The following is a 16,308-nucleotide window of genomic DNA, read 5'->3' as shown; positions in this document are numbered from 1 at the left end:
CAGAAATCTAGGTGTCGGTGGTCTTGTAGGCGTAGTGGTAGTAGCCATAGCCATAGCTGGTGGCGGCCTTGCGCTCGATGGCATTGAGGATGCCGCCCTTGACCGCGACGCCACTGCTCTCGAGGCGCCGGATCGCCACGTCGATCTCACGGGGGGGATTGAGTCCGAAGCGCGCGACCATCAGGGTGGTGCCGCTCTGGCGTCCGACCACGGCGGCATCGGTCACCGCCAGGACCGGCGGCGTGTCGACGATCACCAGGTCGTAGCGCTCGCTGAGGACCTCGAGCAGCCGGCTGAAGCGGTCGCCCATCAGCAACTCCGCCGGGTTGGGCGGCGCCTTGCCGCGGGCCACGTAGCTCAGGCCATTGATCGGCGACTGGCGAAGCACCGCGTCGAGTTCGCACTTGCCGGCCAGCACCTCGGAGAGCCCCCCCTGGCTGTCGGCGTTGAAGGCGCTGTGCACGTGCCCCTTGCGCATGTCGGCGTCCAGGACCAGCACCCGCTGCCCGCCCTGGGCGATGACGGCGCCCAGGTTGACGCTGATGAAGCTCTTGCCGATGTTCGGGCTGGGGCCGGTGATCATCAGGCGGTTGTCGGGTGCCTCGAGCATGGCGAAGTGCAGGCTGGTGCGCAGGCCCCGCAGCGCCTCGACGGAGGTATCGTCGGGGGAGTTCTGGGCCAGCACCCCGCACGCCACCTCGCGGCCTCGCTTCTGGTGCCGCCGCTTGAAGCGGCGCACCAGCTTCTGCTGGTCCTCGGAGAGCGGCACCGTGGCATAGACCGGCAGCCCCAGCTCCTCGAGCTGGTCGGCACTCTCCACGCCTCGGTTGAAGATGCTGCGCACCAGCACGAAGGCCACCGCCAGGAAACCACCGATCAGGGTGAAGAGCGCCACGGTGACCGGCTTGCGCGGCTCCACCGGCCCCGGCTGGGCCACGGCGTCGTCGAGGATGCGCACGTTGCCCACGGTGCTGGCCTTGGTGATGCTCATCTCCTGGATCTTGTTGAGCAGCTGCACGTAGACCTGCTGGGTCACCTCCACGTCCCGGGACATGCGCAGGATCTGCTGCTGCGTCTCGGGCAGCTCGTGGATCTGCTCGTTGAGTCGATCGCGGCTCCGCTCCAGGTTCTCGCGCTTCTCCATCAGCGCCGCATAGGTCGGGTGCGCACCGTTGTAGCGCCGGCGAATCTCCGCCTGCTCCATCTCCAGCTCGCTGAGCTGCGCCTCCAGCTCGACCACCCGATCGAGCACCGACCGGGTCTCCAGGGAGAGGTCGACGCTGTCGTGTTCCATGCGATAGGCGTTGAGGGCATCCTCGGCGGTGGCCAGCTCGGTGCGCACCTCGGGCACCTGCTCCTCGAGGAACTCGAGGCTCTGCTCCGCCTCGGCACTCTGGCGTTCGACGTTCTGGGTCAGGTAGATCTGCCCGATCACGCTCAGGGTGCGCCGGGCACGCTCGGGATCCTCGTCGGTCAGGGTCATGTTGAAGACGCCACTGTCGCGGCCACGCTGGCCGACGCTGAACCGCGACCGCAGGTGGTTGATCGCCGCCAGCCGGGTACGCCGGACGACGGTGAACTCGGCCCCCTCACCGGCCTCCAGCTCGGCGACGCGCAGCGCCACCTGACCGTCGAGGAACGCCTCGTCCTCGCCCACGCGCCCCTCGCCGAGCCGTGTCTCGCCATGGTAGAGGCGGTAGCGACCCGGTTCGCTTGCCACCAGGCGGAAGGCCCGACCAAGCCACTCCTCGTCGACCTCGAGACTGCCGATGTTGAGGTACTCCCCGGCCCAGACGCTGCGCTCGGCAAAGCCGGGGCGCTCCATGCCGCGACGTACCAGGAAGCCGCCGACCAGGGCCAGGCGCGTCGGGATCACCACGATGTCGAGCCGCTCCTGGTCCACCGCCTTGCCCAGCACCATGCGCGAGCGCAGGATCTCCAGCTCGGCTTCCGCCTTGGGCTCCTCACCGAGAATCGAACGCACCTCGGCCAGCGGGTTGCTGAGCCCGGTCTTGCCCTCGACCTGCACCAGGGCATCGGCGCGATAGATCGGCGTGGCCAGCTGCACCTGCACGATGGCCGCCAGCGCGAACAGGGTCGTGACAACGACGATCAGCCACTTGCTGTCCAGCAGCACGCCGAACAGCCGCCCGAGGTCGATATCGTCGTGGGTCGGGCGCGAGCCCGCCTTGATGTCTTTCGCCATGAATACGTCCTGAACAGATGGGTCGATGACGTCACGTCAGCGCCGGCCGGCACCGAGCCGGGCGAGCCAGCCTCGGGCGGCGTCGGTGAGCCGTTCGTGCACGTGGACAAAGACCTCTTCGCTCCTGCGATAGGGGTCGGGGATATCCCCCCCTTTCCCTCCCTCGTCCGGCAGCCAGCGCCCGAAGCCCATGGTCTTGCCCGTCGCCGAGGGGAATCGTTCGGCAATGGCCAGCCGCTGGCCCTCGCTCATCACCAGCACCAGGTCGGCGTCCCGGACCAGGCCGCCATCCAGCTGACGGGCGCGATGCCCGGCCACGTCGAGGCCGTCGGCCTCGGCCAGCCGGCGGGCCACGGGCTCGACCCCCTCGCCGACCAGCGCGCCCAGGCCCGCGGAGGTGACGTGGCAACCGGGCAGTCCTTGCCGCAGCAGGGCCGCGCCGACCGGACTGCGACAGACGTTGCCGATGCAGACCACCAGGATTCGCTGGAACACGGCGCCCCCGCTCATTCGCCGACGCGCTCGAGCTCACGCCCGGTGCGAGTGGTCTGGTAGAGGCTGCTGACCGTGGGCAGCAGTTGGCGAATCACGCGGTTCCAGCGACCCAGGGGGGTCGTGGTCACGTAGATCACGTCGGTGGGCTGCAGCTCGAACTCGGTGCCGAGCATCAGCGCCGTGGCGTTGCGGGCGTCGAGCTGATAGACGGTTGCCAGCTTGTCGCTATCCGGGGACGCTCGACGGATGACGAAGATGCCCGAGGCGTTGGCGTTGCCCTCGTCGATGCCGCCGGCCTCGGACAGCGCATCGGTCAGGGTCAGGCGACTCCCGCCCATCGGCAGGCTCCGGGCATCGCGAACCTCGCCCATCACATAGACCCTCTGGTCGGTGTTGTCGCGGACATGCACCAGATCGCCATCCCGCAGCAGCCGGTTCTGGGCCAGCCGACCGTTGTTGAGCATGTCGTGCAGCGAGATCCGGGTCTCCTCTCCCTCCCGGGTCAGGATCACCTCGTGCCAGTTGGCCTCCTCGCTCGGCCCACCGGCCAGGTTGATCGCGTCCAGGACCGTCATCGGCACGTTGCTGATCGGCAGCGTCCCCGGCTCGGCCACCGCCCCGGTCACGCTGACCTTCTGGGATTTGAACTCGGCGACCCGCACCTCGACCTGAGGCATGGCCACATAGGGCTCCAGCCCCCGGGTGATGATGTCGCGCACCTCGGCGACGGTGAGGCCGAGGGCCTCGATGCGACCGATATAGGGATAGAAGATGGTACCGTCGCTGTGCACGACGTTGCCGGACTCCGCGGCACTGCGCTCGCCGCCCGCCGGGATGGTCAGCTCAGGGTGGTCATAGACGATGATGCTCAACACGTCGCCCTTGCCGATCCGGTAGTCGTAGGCACTCATGTCGCCGCGCAGCGACTCGCTGATGCGGCCGATGTCGTCCGGGTCGATATCCCCACGCCGCTGGGAGCGCACCAGCCCGAAGGTGATGGGCTCGATATCCACCAGGTCGTCGAGGGGAGCCGCATCCGTGCGGTAGTCGATGTGCCCGCCGGGCGCGAAGGCGCAGCCCTGCAGGGCGATCAGGCCAGTGGCCAGTAGCGCGCCGGTCATCATCCGGCGCATCCGTTTGAGCGTCATTACACTTCTCACTTGCAAGCCGTTGTCGTTACCATCCCTGATACCGTCTCGGCCCCGACGGCAATCGCACTCCATTCCCGCTGAATAGACACCTTTATTTGAAGAAAATAACACTTGTTCACAATATTATATTTTTCGCAACTGTCGACATTTAACACATCAACGTTGCCGTACAGCGACAATCATCAGCTACGCCTGTCGCAAAACATGCACAGAATCTTTTCTTGTCGTTCCCCGGCGACGGCGTAGCCGAATTCCGACACTCCCACCGATCGGCGATCCGCACCATGACGGCGTTTCAGACACGCTACCGCCGCAGGGTCGGCAGGCAATCCCTGAAGCCCGGGCTACCAGAAGACGACACGCACCGGCACTTCGGCCGAGGCAGCCGAGTGGCGATGAATGACGGGTCAGGCAAGAGTGCGACGAGAGCGTCCTAATCCCTGGATGCTTTCACTGGAACGAGGAAAAGCATAATCCTTTTTGACTGCTTGTCATCCCTGAATTTTTCAATTTTTCAATTTATTACCATCAATTACAAAAGTTATAACTACAAAAATATCGGTTTCTTTCTCCCGTTTAACCCTTGGTGTATTACATCATTAACCTGAGGCGATTTAAGGCCTTGGCCATGAGCAAGGCGCCACCAACCGGGTAGCGTCCCCTTGCGTATGCCACACCGGATCGCCTCCGGCGGGATCCAGTCCGGAGCCTTTCCGGCTCAACCACAGGAGTACGACATCCATGATCCACACCCTTGCACCCTTGAAGCGGACCGCCGCCATCACGGGAATCGCCCTGATGGCGCTTTCGCCATTCGCTCTCGCCCAGCAGGCCTCGGGGACCGGCGAGGCCAATGCGGCAGGCAACGCCAATCTCGACAGCGGCGCTTCGGTGGGTGCCGGCGCTTCTGCCGATGCCAACCTGGGCACAGGCAACACCCAGGCCCCCGGGGCCCCCGGCAACTCGGGCAACACCCCGGCACCCGACGCGGTCGCCAGCGGTGGCGTGACCGCCGGCGGAGGCGCCTCGGGCGATGCGCCGGGGAGTTCCGGTGACGCCATCGCCGGTGCCATCGACCAGGGCGCCGTGGGGATCGGTGTCGTGACCGGCGCCACCGGCGGCACCGGTACGGGGACCGGCACGGGCACGGGGACCGGTACCCGCTGATGGACCACGACACTCGGCTCAACAGGCCGCGTGAGCACTGCCAGGGCCGCCGCAGGGCGGCCCTGGCGTGTCATTGCCTGCCACTCGTCCTGGCCCTGGGGCTCGGCGGCTGCGTCCAGGGGGGAGGCCTGACGCCCATGGGGGAATCCCTGGTCGCCCCCTGGCGCGGGAGCGACGCCGCCGCACGTGCCGCTGCCCTGCCCTATGCCTCGCTGGCGATGACCAGCGATGGCAACGAGGCCCTGATGGTGATGGCCCACCGCAGCGGCGACAGCGGCCGGGACACCTACTGGCAGGCCGGCGACCGCGCCACCCTCCATCTGCGGGACGGCCTCCCCATGACAAGTGCCGGCTTCGAGGCCACCCTGCTGGGCCAGTGGCGCGAAGCCAGCGACGCGTCGGGTCGCTATCGCCTGCATGCCCACTGGCGGGACGGTGACGGGACCGAGCACCGCGCCACGGCCAGTGTCAGCCTGGCGTGCGACGCCCCCCGCCCCCGGGCCCTGCCGCTGACGACCCTTGCCCTGGAGCCCTGCACCGAGCACCTGCACTGGCCGGACGGCAAGCGCACCACCAACCGGCTATGGCGCGACCCGGACAGCCGTCGCGTCTGGGCCGGTGACGTCACCGCCTGGCCCGGTGGCCAGCGCCTGCGCTGGCAGGTGGCGCGCCCCTGGTGGACCGATGCAGAGGACATCGCCTCCCGGACCACTCCCGACGAGACACCGGACTGACCCACGGCCGCCCCACGAGAAACCACCATGCTGGATAAAGGAACCTTCCATCATCGCTCGCCGGCCGGGATGGCCGGCCGACTGGCGCTGGCGGCCCTGCTGATCGGCCCGACATCGAACGCCGTGGCCGAATCGCCGCGGCTTTCGGATTACTGGCTGGCCCGTGGCGGGTCATCCGACCACCCCGCCTTCACCTACTATCTGCGCCGGGACCACCACGGACCCCAGCGACGCCAGGCCCTGAGGCTCCGGGAGGAACTCGCGACCCTCGCCACCCACTGGCGACTCGACGGCCAGCGCTCCGTGGCCAGGGCCCTGGCCGGCTGGCAGTCGGCAATCGATGTGCTGTTCCGCGAGGGTGGCCGTACCCCGGCACGGGCCGACCTGGCCGCCCTGCTCGCCGCCCCGCGCCATGACCCACGGCTTTCGACCCTGAGCACGGTCGGCGAGTGCCAGCCTCCCGACTGGGTGGAGCTGTGGACCTTCGGCGGCGTCACCCGCCGCCACTGGTCACCCGGCATGACGCTGCAGCGAGCGCTGCGCGACCAGCCCGGAGCGCACTGGCAGCCCGCCGACGAGGCCTGGGTCATCGCCCCCCAGAGTCCACCGCGCCGCCACGGCATCGCCGCCTGGAACGCCGAGGAGAGCCCGCTGGTGCCAGGCAGCCGAATCGTCCTGCAGCTGCCCGGCGATAGCCGGGAAGCCGACTGGGTGAACCGGGCCCTGCCGGAATTTCTCGCCTCACGGCTGCCTGGAGAGCACTGCCACAGCCTCGACTTCACCGAAACGGATGTCGACAAGACCCCATGAATGGACTCGAACGACGCCGCCTGCTGCGCTCGCCCCTGGCCCTGGCGATCGGCCTGACGGCGGCTGCCGCCGCCCAGGCCGACCTCGGCCGCGGCCAGGGCGACTTCGGCGGCATCGGCCTGATGCAGACGCCCACGGCGCGCATGGCCCCCCTGGGCGACTTCGCCTTCTCCTTCTCGCGCACCGCCCCGTATCGGCGCTACAACCTCTTCTTCCAGCCCACCGAGTGGCTGGAGGCCGGCTTCCGTTACGTGGAGGTCGAGAACCGTCGGTACCTGGCGGCGACGGACGATCGCAACAACCTGGACAAGGGCATCGACGCGAAGCTGCGCCTGCGTGAGGAGAGTCGCTACCTGCCGGAGCTCGCCGCGGGCGTGCGCGACATGGGCGGCACCGGGCTCTTCGGTGCCGAATACCTGGTGGCGAGCAAGCGCTGGCACGATCTCGATGTCAGCCTGGGGATCGGCTGGGGGTACCTGGGCAACCAGGACGATATCGCCAACCCCTTGGCAGGGCTCGACGATCGCTTCGATCGGCGCACGGGCTTCAGCTCGGGCGACGACGGCGGCACCCTCAACCTGGGCAGCCTGTTCAGCGGGCCGGCGGCCGTGTTCGGCGGCATCGAGTACCGGACGCCCTGGGAGCCGCTGGTCCTGCAGCTCGAGCTGGAGGGCAACGACTATCAGCGGGAACCCCAGCGCAACCACCAGAACCAGGCGTCGCGGGTCAACCTGGGTGCCCGCTATCGACTGACCGAGGGCATCGAGCTCAAGGCCGGCTGGCAACGCGGCGATACCGCCATGCTCGGCATCACCCTCTCCACCAACCTCGCGACCCTCTCCCAGGCCAAGCGGGATCCGGCACCGGTCCCGCTGGGACCGGCTCCCGCCGAGCATACCCGGGACTGGCAGGGGTTGAGTCGCGAGCTCGCCGACAACGCCGGCATCGACGTGCGTCGACTGCGCCAGGACGGCAACGCGGTGATCGTCGAGGGGGAACCGACGCACTATCCCTCGCTGGCGCTGAGCGAACAGCGCGCCGGAAGAGTGCTGCACAACCGGCTGGGCGGCGAGGTGGAGACCTTCCGCTTTCGCTGGCAGGAGCGAGGACTGGACCTCCGCGAGAGCGTGCACGACCGCAGCGCCCTGGTGGCCGCCGTCACGTCGGCCGACGACACCGTGGACCACCGCCACGGCATCTATGCCCACGGCGCCCTGCAGCCGGCCCGGGGGGAGATTCTCCACGAGAACGCACCGCGCCGCCTCAGCTGGAGCCTGGGCCCGGTGCTCGAGCAGAACTTCGGCGGCCCCGACGGCTATCTCTACCGCATCTCCGCCAACCTCGACAGCGAGTACCGACTGGGGGCCGGCAACTGGGTCTCGGCCACACTGGCCTACACCCTGGCCGACAATCTCGAGGAATACCAGTACCTTGCCGATTCTCGACTGCCGCGGGTACGGACCCATATCGGCGACTACCTGGCCGAGACCGACATCGGCATCAGCAACCTGCAGTACAGCCAGACCGCCCGGCTCGGCGACGACTGGTACGCCATCGGCTACGGCGGACTGCTCGAGACCATGTTCGCGGGGATCGGCGGCGAGGTGCTCTATCGCCCCTTCAACGGTGATGTCGCACTGGGCCTCGACCTCAACTGGGTCAGGCAGCGCGACTTCGACCAGCGCCTCGCGCTGCGCGACTACAGCACCTGGACGGGCCACCTCACCGGCTACTGGCAGACCGGCTTCGAAGACGTGCGGGCCAAGGTCAGCGTGGGCCGCTACCTGGCCGGCGACCTCGGGGTGACCGTCGACCTGTCACGGGAGTTCGACTCCGGCGTCCGCCTGGGCGGCTGGACCACCTTCACCGATGCCGGCAGTGATTTCGGCGAGGGCAGCTTCGACAAGGGGATCTACCTGTCGCTGCCGCTGGATGCCTTCTTCGTGCGCTCCACCCGGCAGCGCGCCCGCATCGCCTGGCAGCCACTCACCCGGGACGGCGGTGCCCGGCTGGCCCGCCGCTTCCAGCTCCATGACCTGACCGAGGAGCGTCAGATGGGGCGCTACTGGCAGGACTACGACGACGCCCTGCGGTGAGGCAACCCCCTGCACACGGAAAACGGCCACCTCCGGAGAGGTGGCCGTTCCAGGCCGGGGCGTGGGATTCCTGCCGGTCGGCAGGCAAGATAACGGTATAAAAATGCTCAGCCGCGATAATAGCCGGGGGCCACGAAGGGCATCCGGGTGACCGTCATCGGCAACCGCTTGCCGCGCACCTCGGCATGCACCACGCCGCCGATGGCGGCCTCCTCGATGGCCACGTACCCCATGGCCACCGGGCGACCGACGGAGGGCCCGAAGCCGCCGGAGGTCACCGTCCCGACATGCCGGCCATCCTCGCTGAACAGCTCGGCGCCCTCGCGCACCGGCGCACGCCCCTCGCCCAGCAGGCCCACCCGCTTGCGGCGGTGGTCCTTCGCCTCGACCTGGTGCAGGATCAGATCGGCACCGGGGAAACCGCCGGCACGCTCGCCGCCGCGACGCCGCGGCTTGCCGATGGCCCAGATCAGCCCAGCCTCCACCGGCGTGGTGGTGGTATCGATGTCATGGCCGTAGAGGCAGAGGCCGGCTTCGAGGCGCAGGGAGTCGCGGGCCCCCAGGCCGATGGCCTCGACCTCCTCCTCCGCCAGCAGGCGCCTGGCCAGCGCCTCGGTATCGCCCGCCGCCACCGAGATCTCGAAGCCATCCTCACCGGTATAGCCGCTGCGGCTGACCCACACCTCGATGCCCTCGATCTCGAACCGGGCATGCTGCATGAAGACGAGTTCGCAGGCCTCGGGACAGAGCCGCTGCATCACCGCGGCGGCCTGCGGACCCTGCAGGGCCAGCAGGCCACGGTCGGCCACCTCGATCCGGTGCTCGCTCAGGCCACGGCGCAGGTGAGCGATGTCCTGCTCCTTGCAGGCGGCATTGACCACCAGGTAGAGGTGATCGCCGGCGTTGACCACCATCAGGTCGTCGAGAATACCGCCCTCCTCGCTGGTGAACAGCGCATAGCGCTGCATGCCCTCGGCCAGGCCGAGGATATCGGCCGGCACCAGGGTCTCCAGCGCCTGGGCGGGGGACGGTCCACTCAGCAGGACCTGACCCATGTGGGAGACATCGAACAGGCCACAGGAGGCACGGGTATGCTCATGCTCCTTCTTCACACCGAGTGGATACTGCACCGGCATCTCGTAGCCGGCGAAGGGCACCAGCTTCGCCCCCAGCTCCCGGTGCAGGTCATGCAGTGGCGTTCGCTTGAGTTCGCTCATGTCGTTTCCTCATGGGTCATGGAATCGTGGCTCGCGGGAGATGCCACGCGGGCATCTCCCGGTCACCGGTGCCGATCACGGCTTGTCGTGGTCGAGTTCCTCGCCCGGCAGGACCTCCTTGCCGTCGAAGTAGTCACGGGTGAGCTTGAACACCACCGGCGACAGCAGGGCCAGGGCAATCAGGTTGGGGATCGCCATCATCGCATTGAAGGTATCGGCCATCAGCCAGATGAAGCCCAGCTGCGCCATGGCGCCCAGCGGAATGGCCAGCACGAACAGCACCCGGTAGAGCATGATCGAACGGGTACCGAACAGGAACTGGAAGCACTTCTCGCCATAGAAGGACCAGCCGAGGATGGTGGTGAAGGCGAAGACCGCCAGCGCCAGCGAGACGATCTGGTTGCCGAAGCCCGGCAATGCCGCATCGAAGGAGAGCGCCGTCAGCGAGGCCCCCGCCTCGCCCTCGATCCATACCGTGGAGGTCAGGATGACCAGGGCGGTGATGGTGCAGACGATGATGGTGTCGATGAAGGTGCCGAGCATGGCGATCAGGCCCTGGCGTACCGGGTTCCGGGTCTGGGCCGCGGCGTGGGCGATGGGCGCACTGCCGAGGCCGGCCTCGTTGGAGAAGATGCCGCGCGCCACGCCGAAGCGGATGGCCGCCATCACCGCGGCGCCGGCGAAGCCGCCGGCCGCGGCCATGGGATTGAAGGCGTAGAAGAAGATCAGCCGGAAGGCCTCGCCGATCTGAGCGGCATTGACGATCAGCACCAGCAGGCCGGCGAGTATGTAGAGGATGCCCATGATCGGCACCAGCTTGCCCGCCACCCTGGCGATACGCTTGATGCCGCCCAGGATCACCGCACCGGCCAGCACCATGATCACCACGCCGGTCAGCCAGTGGGGCAGGCCGAAGGTCGAGTCCAGGGCATCCGCCACGGAGTTGGACTGCACGGTATTGCCGATGCCGAAGGCGGCGATCGCCCCGAAGAAGGCAAAGGCGCCGCCCAGCCAGAGCCACTTCGTGCCCAGGCCGTTCTTGATGTAGAACATCGGCCCGCCGACGTGATAGCCGGTGCTGTCGGTCTCGCGGTAGCGCACCGCCAGTACCGCCTCGGCGAACTTGGTGGCCATGCCCACCAGGGCGGTGATCCACATCCAGAACACCGCCCCCGGGCCGCCCAGGGCGATGGCCGTGGCCACGCCGGCGATGTTGCCGGTGCCGATGGTGGCGGAGAGCGCCGTCATCAGCGCGTTGAAGGGCGAGATCTCCCCCTCTTCTTCCTTCGTTCTCTTCTCGCCCGGCGCCAGCTTGCGATCACGCCCCTGCCACATCAGCCGGAAGCCCGTGCCGAGCTTGCGGATCGGCATGAGTTTCAGGCCGATCTGCAGGTAGAGGCCCACCCCGAGCAGCAGGATGAGCATCAAGGGCCCCCACACCACGCTGTTGATGGCGCCAAAGATACTGTTCAAGGTTTCCACGGAAGTCTCCCTTTACGCTTGTTGTTATGGCCTGCTTCCCGTGCTGCAGGCCAAGCCGAAGAGTCGATCATCATGCCTCGGTCGCTATCTGGCGAATGAAAGGCAGGATCGGACCGCGTACCTTAGCGGATCATGCCATTCTGACACCAGCCTCGCAGAGCGAGAAGATCACCTTGCGGGGGGAGTGAGCGGCACGGCCATATACATGGCGAGAAACTTGTTTCCTATTGGAAACGCGGACTCTACCGCGCCCCTCGCCGGTCACGCAACTGCTGCTCGCCGGCACTGCTGGCGGCCGGGCCAGACGGCTCCCTCAAGCGTAGTGAGGGGCAACGCCATCTGTCGACTCGTCGCCATGGGCACGGCGTTGCGCGGCCCGTGGCCGAATGGCACTGGACGATACGCCCGGAGCGGGCCACCCTGATGGCGGGCAGCGCCCTGCCGGCCAGTCCGCGGGCAATGCCAAGGGTGGACTCGCCAAACGCCGCCAATGGCGTTAGCATTCGCCCATCCGGAAAACCTTTTTCGTATAGGAAAATGTGATGAGCTCAATTCCCGCCAACCTGCGTTACGCCGAAAGCCATGAATGGGTGCTGGACAACAGCGACGGCACCGTGACCATCGGCATCACCGACCATGCCCAGCAGGCACTGGGTGATGTGGTATTCGTCGAGCTGCCCGAGGTGGGTCGCTCCCTCGAGCACAACGAGGAGTTCGGCGTGGTCGAGTCGGTCAAGGCGGCCTCCGACCTCTATGCCCCGGTGGCCGGCGAGATCGTCGAGGTCAACGAGGCCCTCGAGGACGCCCCCGAGACCCTCAACGAATCCCCCTACGAGGATGGCTGGATCATGAAGGTCCGTATCACCGATACCGCCGCCCTCGAGGCACTGCTCGACGCCGACGCCTACCGGTCCGTGGCCGACGCCGACGACTGACCCGTCGCTCGCCCCTCTCCGCCCCCCGGCCACCCCGGCCGGGGATGCCTCACTCTTGCCGACCGCCGCCGATACGGCAGGCCCAGCCACCACAGGGTGTTCCATGTCTCTCGACAACCGCCGACTGGCCGAACTGGCCGCACACGATGACTTCCTCCAACGCCACAATGGCCCGGACGCCGACGACATCGACGCCATGCTGGCCACCCTGGACCTGGACAGCCTCGAGACGCTGATCGAGCGCACCGTGCCGGCCGGCATCCGGCTCGAGCGTGAACTGGCCCTGGATGCGCCCCGCAGCGAGGCCGAGGCGCTGGACTACCTGATGCGCCTGGCGCGCCAGAACAAGGTGTTCAAGACCTATATCGGTCAGGGCTACCACGACACCCACCTGCCGCCGGTGATCCAGCGCAACGTGCTGGAGAACCCGGGCTGGTACACCGCCTATACCCCCTACCAGCCGGAGATCGCCCAGGGCCGGCTGGAGGGACTGCTCAACTTCCAGCAGATGGTGATGGACCTTACCGGGATGGGGCTGGCCAATGCCTCCCTGCTCGACGAGGCGACCGCGGCGGCCGAGGCCATGGCGCTGTGCAAGCGCGCCAACAGGAAGTCGAAGAGCGATGCCTTCTTCATCGCCGCCGACGTCCTGCCCCAGACGCTGGACGTGGTGCGCACCCGTGCGGCGTATTTCGGTTTCGAGCTGATCGTGGCCCCCGCCGAGGAGCTGGCCGATGCCGACGTCTTCGGCGCCCTGCTGCAGTATCCCGGCGATGGCGGCCGGGTACGCGACCTGGCGCCGCTGCTGGCCGGGGCCGCCGAACGCGGCATCATGACCTGCGTCGCGGCCGACATCATGAGCCTGGTGCTGCTCAAGGAGCCCGGCGCCCTGGGGGCCGACATCGTGCTCGGCAGCTCCCAGCGCTTCGGCGTGCCCATGGGGTACGGCGGCCCCCATGCCGCCTTCTTCGCCACCACCGACAAGCTCAAGCGCTCGATTCCCGGCCGCATCATCGGCGTGTCGCGGGATACCCGGGGCAACACCGCCCTGCGCATGGCCATGCAGACCCGCGAGCAGCACATCCGCCGCGAGAAGGCCACCTCCAACATCTGCACCGCCCAGGCGCTGCTGGCCAACATCGCCGGCTTCTATGCCGTCTATCATGGCGCCGAGGGGTTGCGCACCATCGCCGGGCGCATCCACCGCCTGACCACCCTGCTCGCCGAGGGGCTCAAGCAGAAAGGGGTCGCGCTGTCACACGACAGCTGGTTCGACACCCTGCGCCTGACCGGCGTGGACGCCGGCAAGATCCACGGCCGCGCCATGACCCACGAGATCAACCTGCGCTATTTCGACAATGGCGACGTCGGCGTGAGCCTCGACGAGACCACCACCGCCCACGACCTCGACGTGCTGTTCGACGTGCTGCTGGGCGAGGAGCACGGGCTCTCGGTGACCGGCCTGGACGAGCGCGTGGTCTCCCAGGGCATCAGCGGCATTCCGGCGGCCTGCCGCCGCGAGTCGGACTTCCTGACCCACCCCACCTTCCGGCGCTACCGCAGCGAGACCGAGATGCTGCGCTACCTCAAGCGCCTCGAGAACAAGGACCTGTCACTGACCCACGCCATGATCCCGCTGGGCTCGTGCACCATGAAGCTCAACGCCACCAGCGAGATGATCCCCATCACCTGGCCCGAGTTCGCCAGCATCCACCCCTTCGCCCCCAAGGAGCAGGTGGCCGGCTACAGGCAGATGATCGACGAGCTCGCTGCCTTCCTGGTGGAGATCACCGGCTACGACCACATCTCGATGCAGCCCAACTCCGGCGCCCAGGGCGAGTATGCCGGCCTGGTGGCGATCCGCCGCTACCAGGCGGCCATCGGCGAGGGCCACCGTGACGCCTGCCTGATCCCCAGTTCCGCCCACGGCACCAACCCCGCCTCGGCGGCCATGGCCCAGATGAAGGTGGTGGTGGTGGAGTGCGACGCCCACGGCAACATCGACCTCGAGGACCTGCGCGCCAAGGCCGAGCAGCACAGCGCCGCCCTGTCCGCGATCATGATCACCTACCCCTCCACCCACGGGGTGTTCGAGGAGAGCGTGCGCGAGGTATGCGACATCGTCCACCGCCATGGCGGCCAGGTCTATGTCGACGGCGCCAACATGAACGCCCAGGTGGGCATCAGCCGTCCCGGCGACTTCGGCGGCGATGTCTCGCACCTCAACCTGCACAAGACCTTCTGCATCCCCCACGGCGGCGGCGGCCCCGGCATGGGCCCGATCGGTGTGAAGGCCCACCTGGCCCCCTTCGTCTCCAACCATGTGGTCACCCCCATCGACGGCGTGCATGCCGATTGCGGCGCGGTCTCGGCGGCGGCCTACGGCAGCGCCTCGATCCTGCCGATCTCCTGGGCCTACATCAAGATGATGGGCGCGCGCGGCCTCAGGCGTGCCACGGAGCTGGCGATCCTCAACGCCAACTACGTCGCCAGGCGCCTGGAGAGGCACTACCCGGTGCTCTATCGCGGCGTCAACGATACCGTGGCCCACGAGTGCATCATCGACATCCGCCCGCTCAAGGCCACCTCCGGCATCAACGAGGAGGACATCGCCAAGCGCCTGATGGACTACGGCTTCCACGCCCCGACCATGTCCTTCCCGGTGCCCGGGACCCTGATGGTCGAGCCCACCGAGTCGGAGTCTCGCTACGAGATCGACCGCTTCTGCGACGCCATGATCGCCATCCGCGAGGAGATCGACGCGGTGGAGCGCGGTGACTGGCCGGCCGACGACAACCCGCTGAAGCACGCCCCGCACACCATGGCCGACCTGATGGACGATGCCTGGCAGCGCCCCTACTCGCGCGAGCTCGGTGCCTTTCCGTCCGAGGCCGTCAAGGCGGCCAAGGTCTGGCCGGCGGTCAACCGGGTGGACAACGTCTTCGGCGACCGTCAGCTGATCTGCTCCTGCCCGAGCATCGACGCCTATCGTGACTGAAGGGCGCGACTGAACTGCCGGATACGCAGAGGCCCCGCCGTTGGCGGGGCCTCTGCGTCGTGCCCAGGGTCCGGGAGGCGAGCGCGCGGCACGATCAGCCGAAGTTCGGCTGCTCGCTGTAGCCGTAGAGCGCCTGGCGACGCTGCTCACGGAAGTCCTCGAGGAGGCGGGCATAGCGACGCGGCACCTCGACCCCGGCACGACTCACCAGGTGAAGGGTCTCGTGAACCGCGACCGGCAGGTCGAGCGCCTTGACCTGGCGCTGCCAGGGCGAGGTTTCCAGGACCAGTCGCGAGACCACGGTGAAGCCCAGTCCCCGGGCCACGGCATCCAGCACCATGCCCACCTCGTTGGTGAAGCCCTGGCGCCGGAAGTGGCTCATCGAGCGGAACTCCTCGGGGAAGTTGCTGCGCAGCAGGGCCCCGGCATGATTCATGCCTTCCGAATAGCTGATGAAGCCGATGCCCATGAGGTCGGCCAGCCCGGTGCCGACGAAATCCGCCGGCACCACCAGGCACAGCGGCTCCTGGTGCCAGGGCTCCACGTCCAGGTCGGGCTGCCTGACCGCCTCGGTGATGATGCCGAGGTCGTAGCGGCCGGCCAGCACGTCCTGCACGATCTCGTGGTTGAAGGCGAAGCTGTAGCTCACGGTGAGCCCGGGGTACATCTGCTGCTGGCCGAGGATGAACGGATAGAGCATCAGCCCCACGCTGCCGGGCGAGGCGAGGCGACAGTCACCGGAGAAGAGGGAATCGGCATCGAGGGAGTGGCGGAACTGCTCGTGCTCGGCGAACAGCTTCAGGGCGTAGTCGTAGGCCCGCCGCCCCGCCTCGGTGAGGGTGAAGCGCCGCCCGTGGCGATCGAGCAGCGGCTTGCCCAGGTAGTGCTCGAGCTTGCGCACATGCTGGCTGACCCCGGGCTGGGTCATCTCCAGCTGGCGAGCCGTGCGAGTGAAGCTGCCCGTCTCGACCAGGGTGATGAAAGTGCGAAAGTACTGGGCATTGAACATGGGCGGGG

At 67.8% G+C, this 16,308-nt stretch carries 12 protein-coding genes; 6 read left to right on the top strand and 6 right to left on the bottom strand.

Features of this window, described 5'->3' with window-relative positions:
* Positions 1 to 7: 7 nt before the first annotated feature.
* The 3 genes from ACOMD9_RS07385 to ACOMD9_RS07375 are packed head-to-tail and all read right to left on the bottom strand — an operon-like array spanning position 8 to position 3,834.
* Positions 8 to 2,206: a polysaccharide biosynthesis tyrosine autokinase gene (locus ACOMD9_RS07385; protein WP_421413241.1), complete on the bottom strand. Its 2,199-nt coding sequence runs from the start codon at positions 2,204 to 2,206 to the stop codon at positions 8 to 10.
* A gap of 36 nt (positions 2,207 to 2,242) precedes the next feature.
* Entirely contained in the window at positions 2,243 to 2,701 is a 459-nt protein-coding gene (locus ACOMD9_RS07380) for a low molecular weight protein-tyrosine-phosphatase (protein WP_421413239.1), read from the bottom strand.
* An 11-nt stretch (positions 2,702 to 2,712) separates the two neighbouring features.
* A complete protein-coding gene (locus ACOMD9_RS07375) occupies positions 2,713 to 3,834 on the bottom strand; it encodes a polysaccharide export protein (protein WP_465249805.1) in 1,122 nt (373 codons plus the stop codon).
* 759 nt (positions 3,835 to 4,593) lie between these two features.
* Here ACOMD9_RS07375 and ACOMD9_RS07370 point away from each other — a divergent pair.
* The 4 genes from ACOMD9_RS07370 to ACOMD9_RS07355 are packed head-to-tail and all read left to right on the top strand — an operon-like array spanning position 4,594 to position 8,659.
* A complete protein-coding gene (locus ACOMD9_RS07370; protein WP_421413237.1) occupies positions 4,594 to 5,019 on the top strand; it encodes a hypothetical protein in 426 nt (141 codons plus the stop codon).
* Positions 5,019 to 5,753: a YjbF family lipoprotein gene (locus ACOMD9_RS07365; protein WP_421413236.1), complete on the top strand. Its 735-nt coding sequence runs from the start codon at positions 5,019 to 5,021 to the stop codon at positions 5,751 to 5,753. The genes ACOMD9_RS07370 and ACOMD9_RS07365 overlap by 1 nt, the downstream gene beginning before the upstream one ends.
* Before the next feature lie 27 nt (positions 5,754 to 5,780).
* Positions 5,781 to 6,563, top strand: a complete 783-nt coding sequence (locus ACOMD9_RS07360; protein ID WP_421413234.1) for a hypothetical protein — start codon at positions 5,781 to 5,783, stop codon at positions 6,561 to 6,563.
* Complete coding sequence (locus ACOMD9_RS07355) at positions 6,560 to 8,659, top strand: YjbH domain-containing protein (protein WP_421413233.1); 2,100 nt, start codon at positions 6,560 to 6,562, stop codon at positions 8,657 to 8,659. Before ACOMD9_RS07360 ends, ACOMD9_RS07355 begins: the two co-directional genes overlap by 4 nt.
* Before the next feature lie 107 nt (positions 8,660 to 8,766).
* Here the strand turns inward: ACOMD9_RS07355 and gcvT are convergent, their stop codons facing one another.
* Together gcvT and ACOMD9_RS07345 are read right to left on the bottom strand one after the other, a co-directional pair.
* On the bottom strand, positions 8,767 to 9,876 hold the full coding sequence (gene gcvT, locus ACOMD9_RS07350) for a glycine cleavage system aminomethyltransferase GcvT (protein WP_421413230.1): 1,110 nt from the start codon (positions 9,874 to 9,876) through the stop codon (positions 8,767 to 8,769).
* Between the two features lie 75 nt (positions 9,877 to 9,951).
* Positions 9,952 to 11,358: an alanine/glycine:cation symporter family protein gene (locus tag ACOMD9_RS07345; RefSeq protein WP_421413227.1), complete on the bottom strand. Its 1,407-nt coding sequence runs from the start codon at positions 11,356 to 11,358 to the stop codon at positions 9,952 to 9,954.
* A gap of 542 nt (positions 11,359 to 11,900) precedes the next feature.
* On the opposite strand from ACOMD9_RS07345, the gene gcvH reads away from it, so the two are divergent.
* Positions 11,901 to 12,293: a glycine cleavage system protein GcvH gene (gene gcvH / locus ACOMD9_RS07340; RefSeq protein WP_421413225.1), complete on the top strand. Its 393-nt coding sequence runs from the start codon at positions 11,901 to 11,903 to the stop codon at positions 12,291 to 12,293.
* Between the two features lie 103 nt (positions 12,294 to 12,396).
* The gene (gene gcvP / locus ACOMD9_RS07335) at positions 12,397 to 15,291 is read left to right on the top strand and encodes an aminomethyl-transferring glycine dehydrogenase (protein ID WP_421413224.1); all 2,895 of its coding nucleotides are present in this window, start codon (positions 12,397 to 12,399) and stop codon (positions 15,289 to 15,291) included.
* A 94-nt stretch (positions 15,292 to 15,385) separates the two neighbouring features.
* Here gcvP and ACOMD9_RS07330 read toward each other — a convergent pair whose 3' ends face one another.
* On the bottom strand, positions 15,386 to 16,300 hold the full coding sequence (locus tag ACOMD9_RS07330; RefSeq protein ID WP_421413354.1) for a LysR family transcriptional regulator: 915 nt from the start codon (positions 16,298 to 16,300) through the stop codon (positions 15,386 to 15,388).
* Positions 16,301 to 16,308 lie beyond the last annotated feature (8 nt).

Source organism: Halomonas terrestris (assembly GCF_049166755.1).
In the GTDB taxonomy this organism is placed as follows: domain Bacteria; phylum Pseudomonadota; class Gammaproteobacteria; order Pseudomonadales; family Halomonadaceae; genus Halomonas.
The sequence above is the reverse complement of the archived record's forward strand: the minus strand, read 5'-3'. Positions and strand labels throughout refer to the sequence as shown.

What these genes read in the sequence shown, in the direction of transcription:
- ACOMD9_RS07375 (WP_465249805.1), bottom strand. Translation starts at nt 3,834, where the DNA reads ATGCGCCGGATGATGACCGGCGCGCTACTGGCCACTGGCCTGATCGCC.
- ACOMD9_RS07355 (WP_421413233.1), top strand. Translation starts at nt 6,560, where the DNA reads ATGAATGGACTCGAACGACGCCGCCTGCTGCGCTCGCCCCTGGCCCTG.
- ACOMD9_RS07365 (WP_421413236.1), top strand. Translation starts at nt 5,019, where the DNA reads ATGGACCACGACACTCGGCTCAACAGGCCGCGTGAGCACTGCCAGGGC.
- ACOMD9_RS07360 (WP_421413234.1), top strand. Translation starts at nt 5,781, where the DNA reads ATGCTGGATAAAGGAACCTTCCATCATCGCTCGCCGGCCGGGATGGCC.
- ACOMD9_RS07370 (WP_421413237.1), top strand. Translation starts at nt 4,594, where the DNA reads ATGATCCACACCCTTGCACCCTTGAAGCGGACCGCCGCCATCACGGGA.
- gcvH (WP_421413225.1), top strand. Translation starts at nt 11,901, where the DNA reads ATGAGCTCAATTCCCGCCAACCTGCGTTACGCCGAAAGCCATGAATGG.
- ACOMD9_RS07330 (WP_421413354.1), bottom strand. Translation starts at nt 16,300, where the DNA reads ATGTTCAATGCCCAGTACTTTCGCACTTTCATCACCCTGGTCGAGACG.
- gcvT (WP_421413230.1), bottom strand. Translation starts at nt 9,876, where the DNA reads ATGAGCGAACTCAAGCGAACGCCACTGCATGACCTGCACCGGGAGCTG.
- ACOMD9_RS07385 (WP_421413241.1), bottom strand. Translation starts at nt 2,206, where the DNA reads ATGGCGAAAGACATCAAGGCGGGCTCGCGCCCGACCCACGACGATATC.
- gcvP (WP_421413224.1), top strand. Translation starts at nt 12,397, where the DNA reads ATGTCTCTCGACAACCGCCGACTGGCCGAACTGGCCGCACACGATGAC.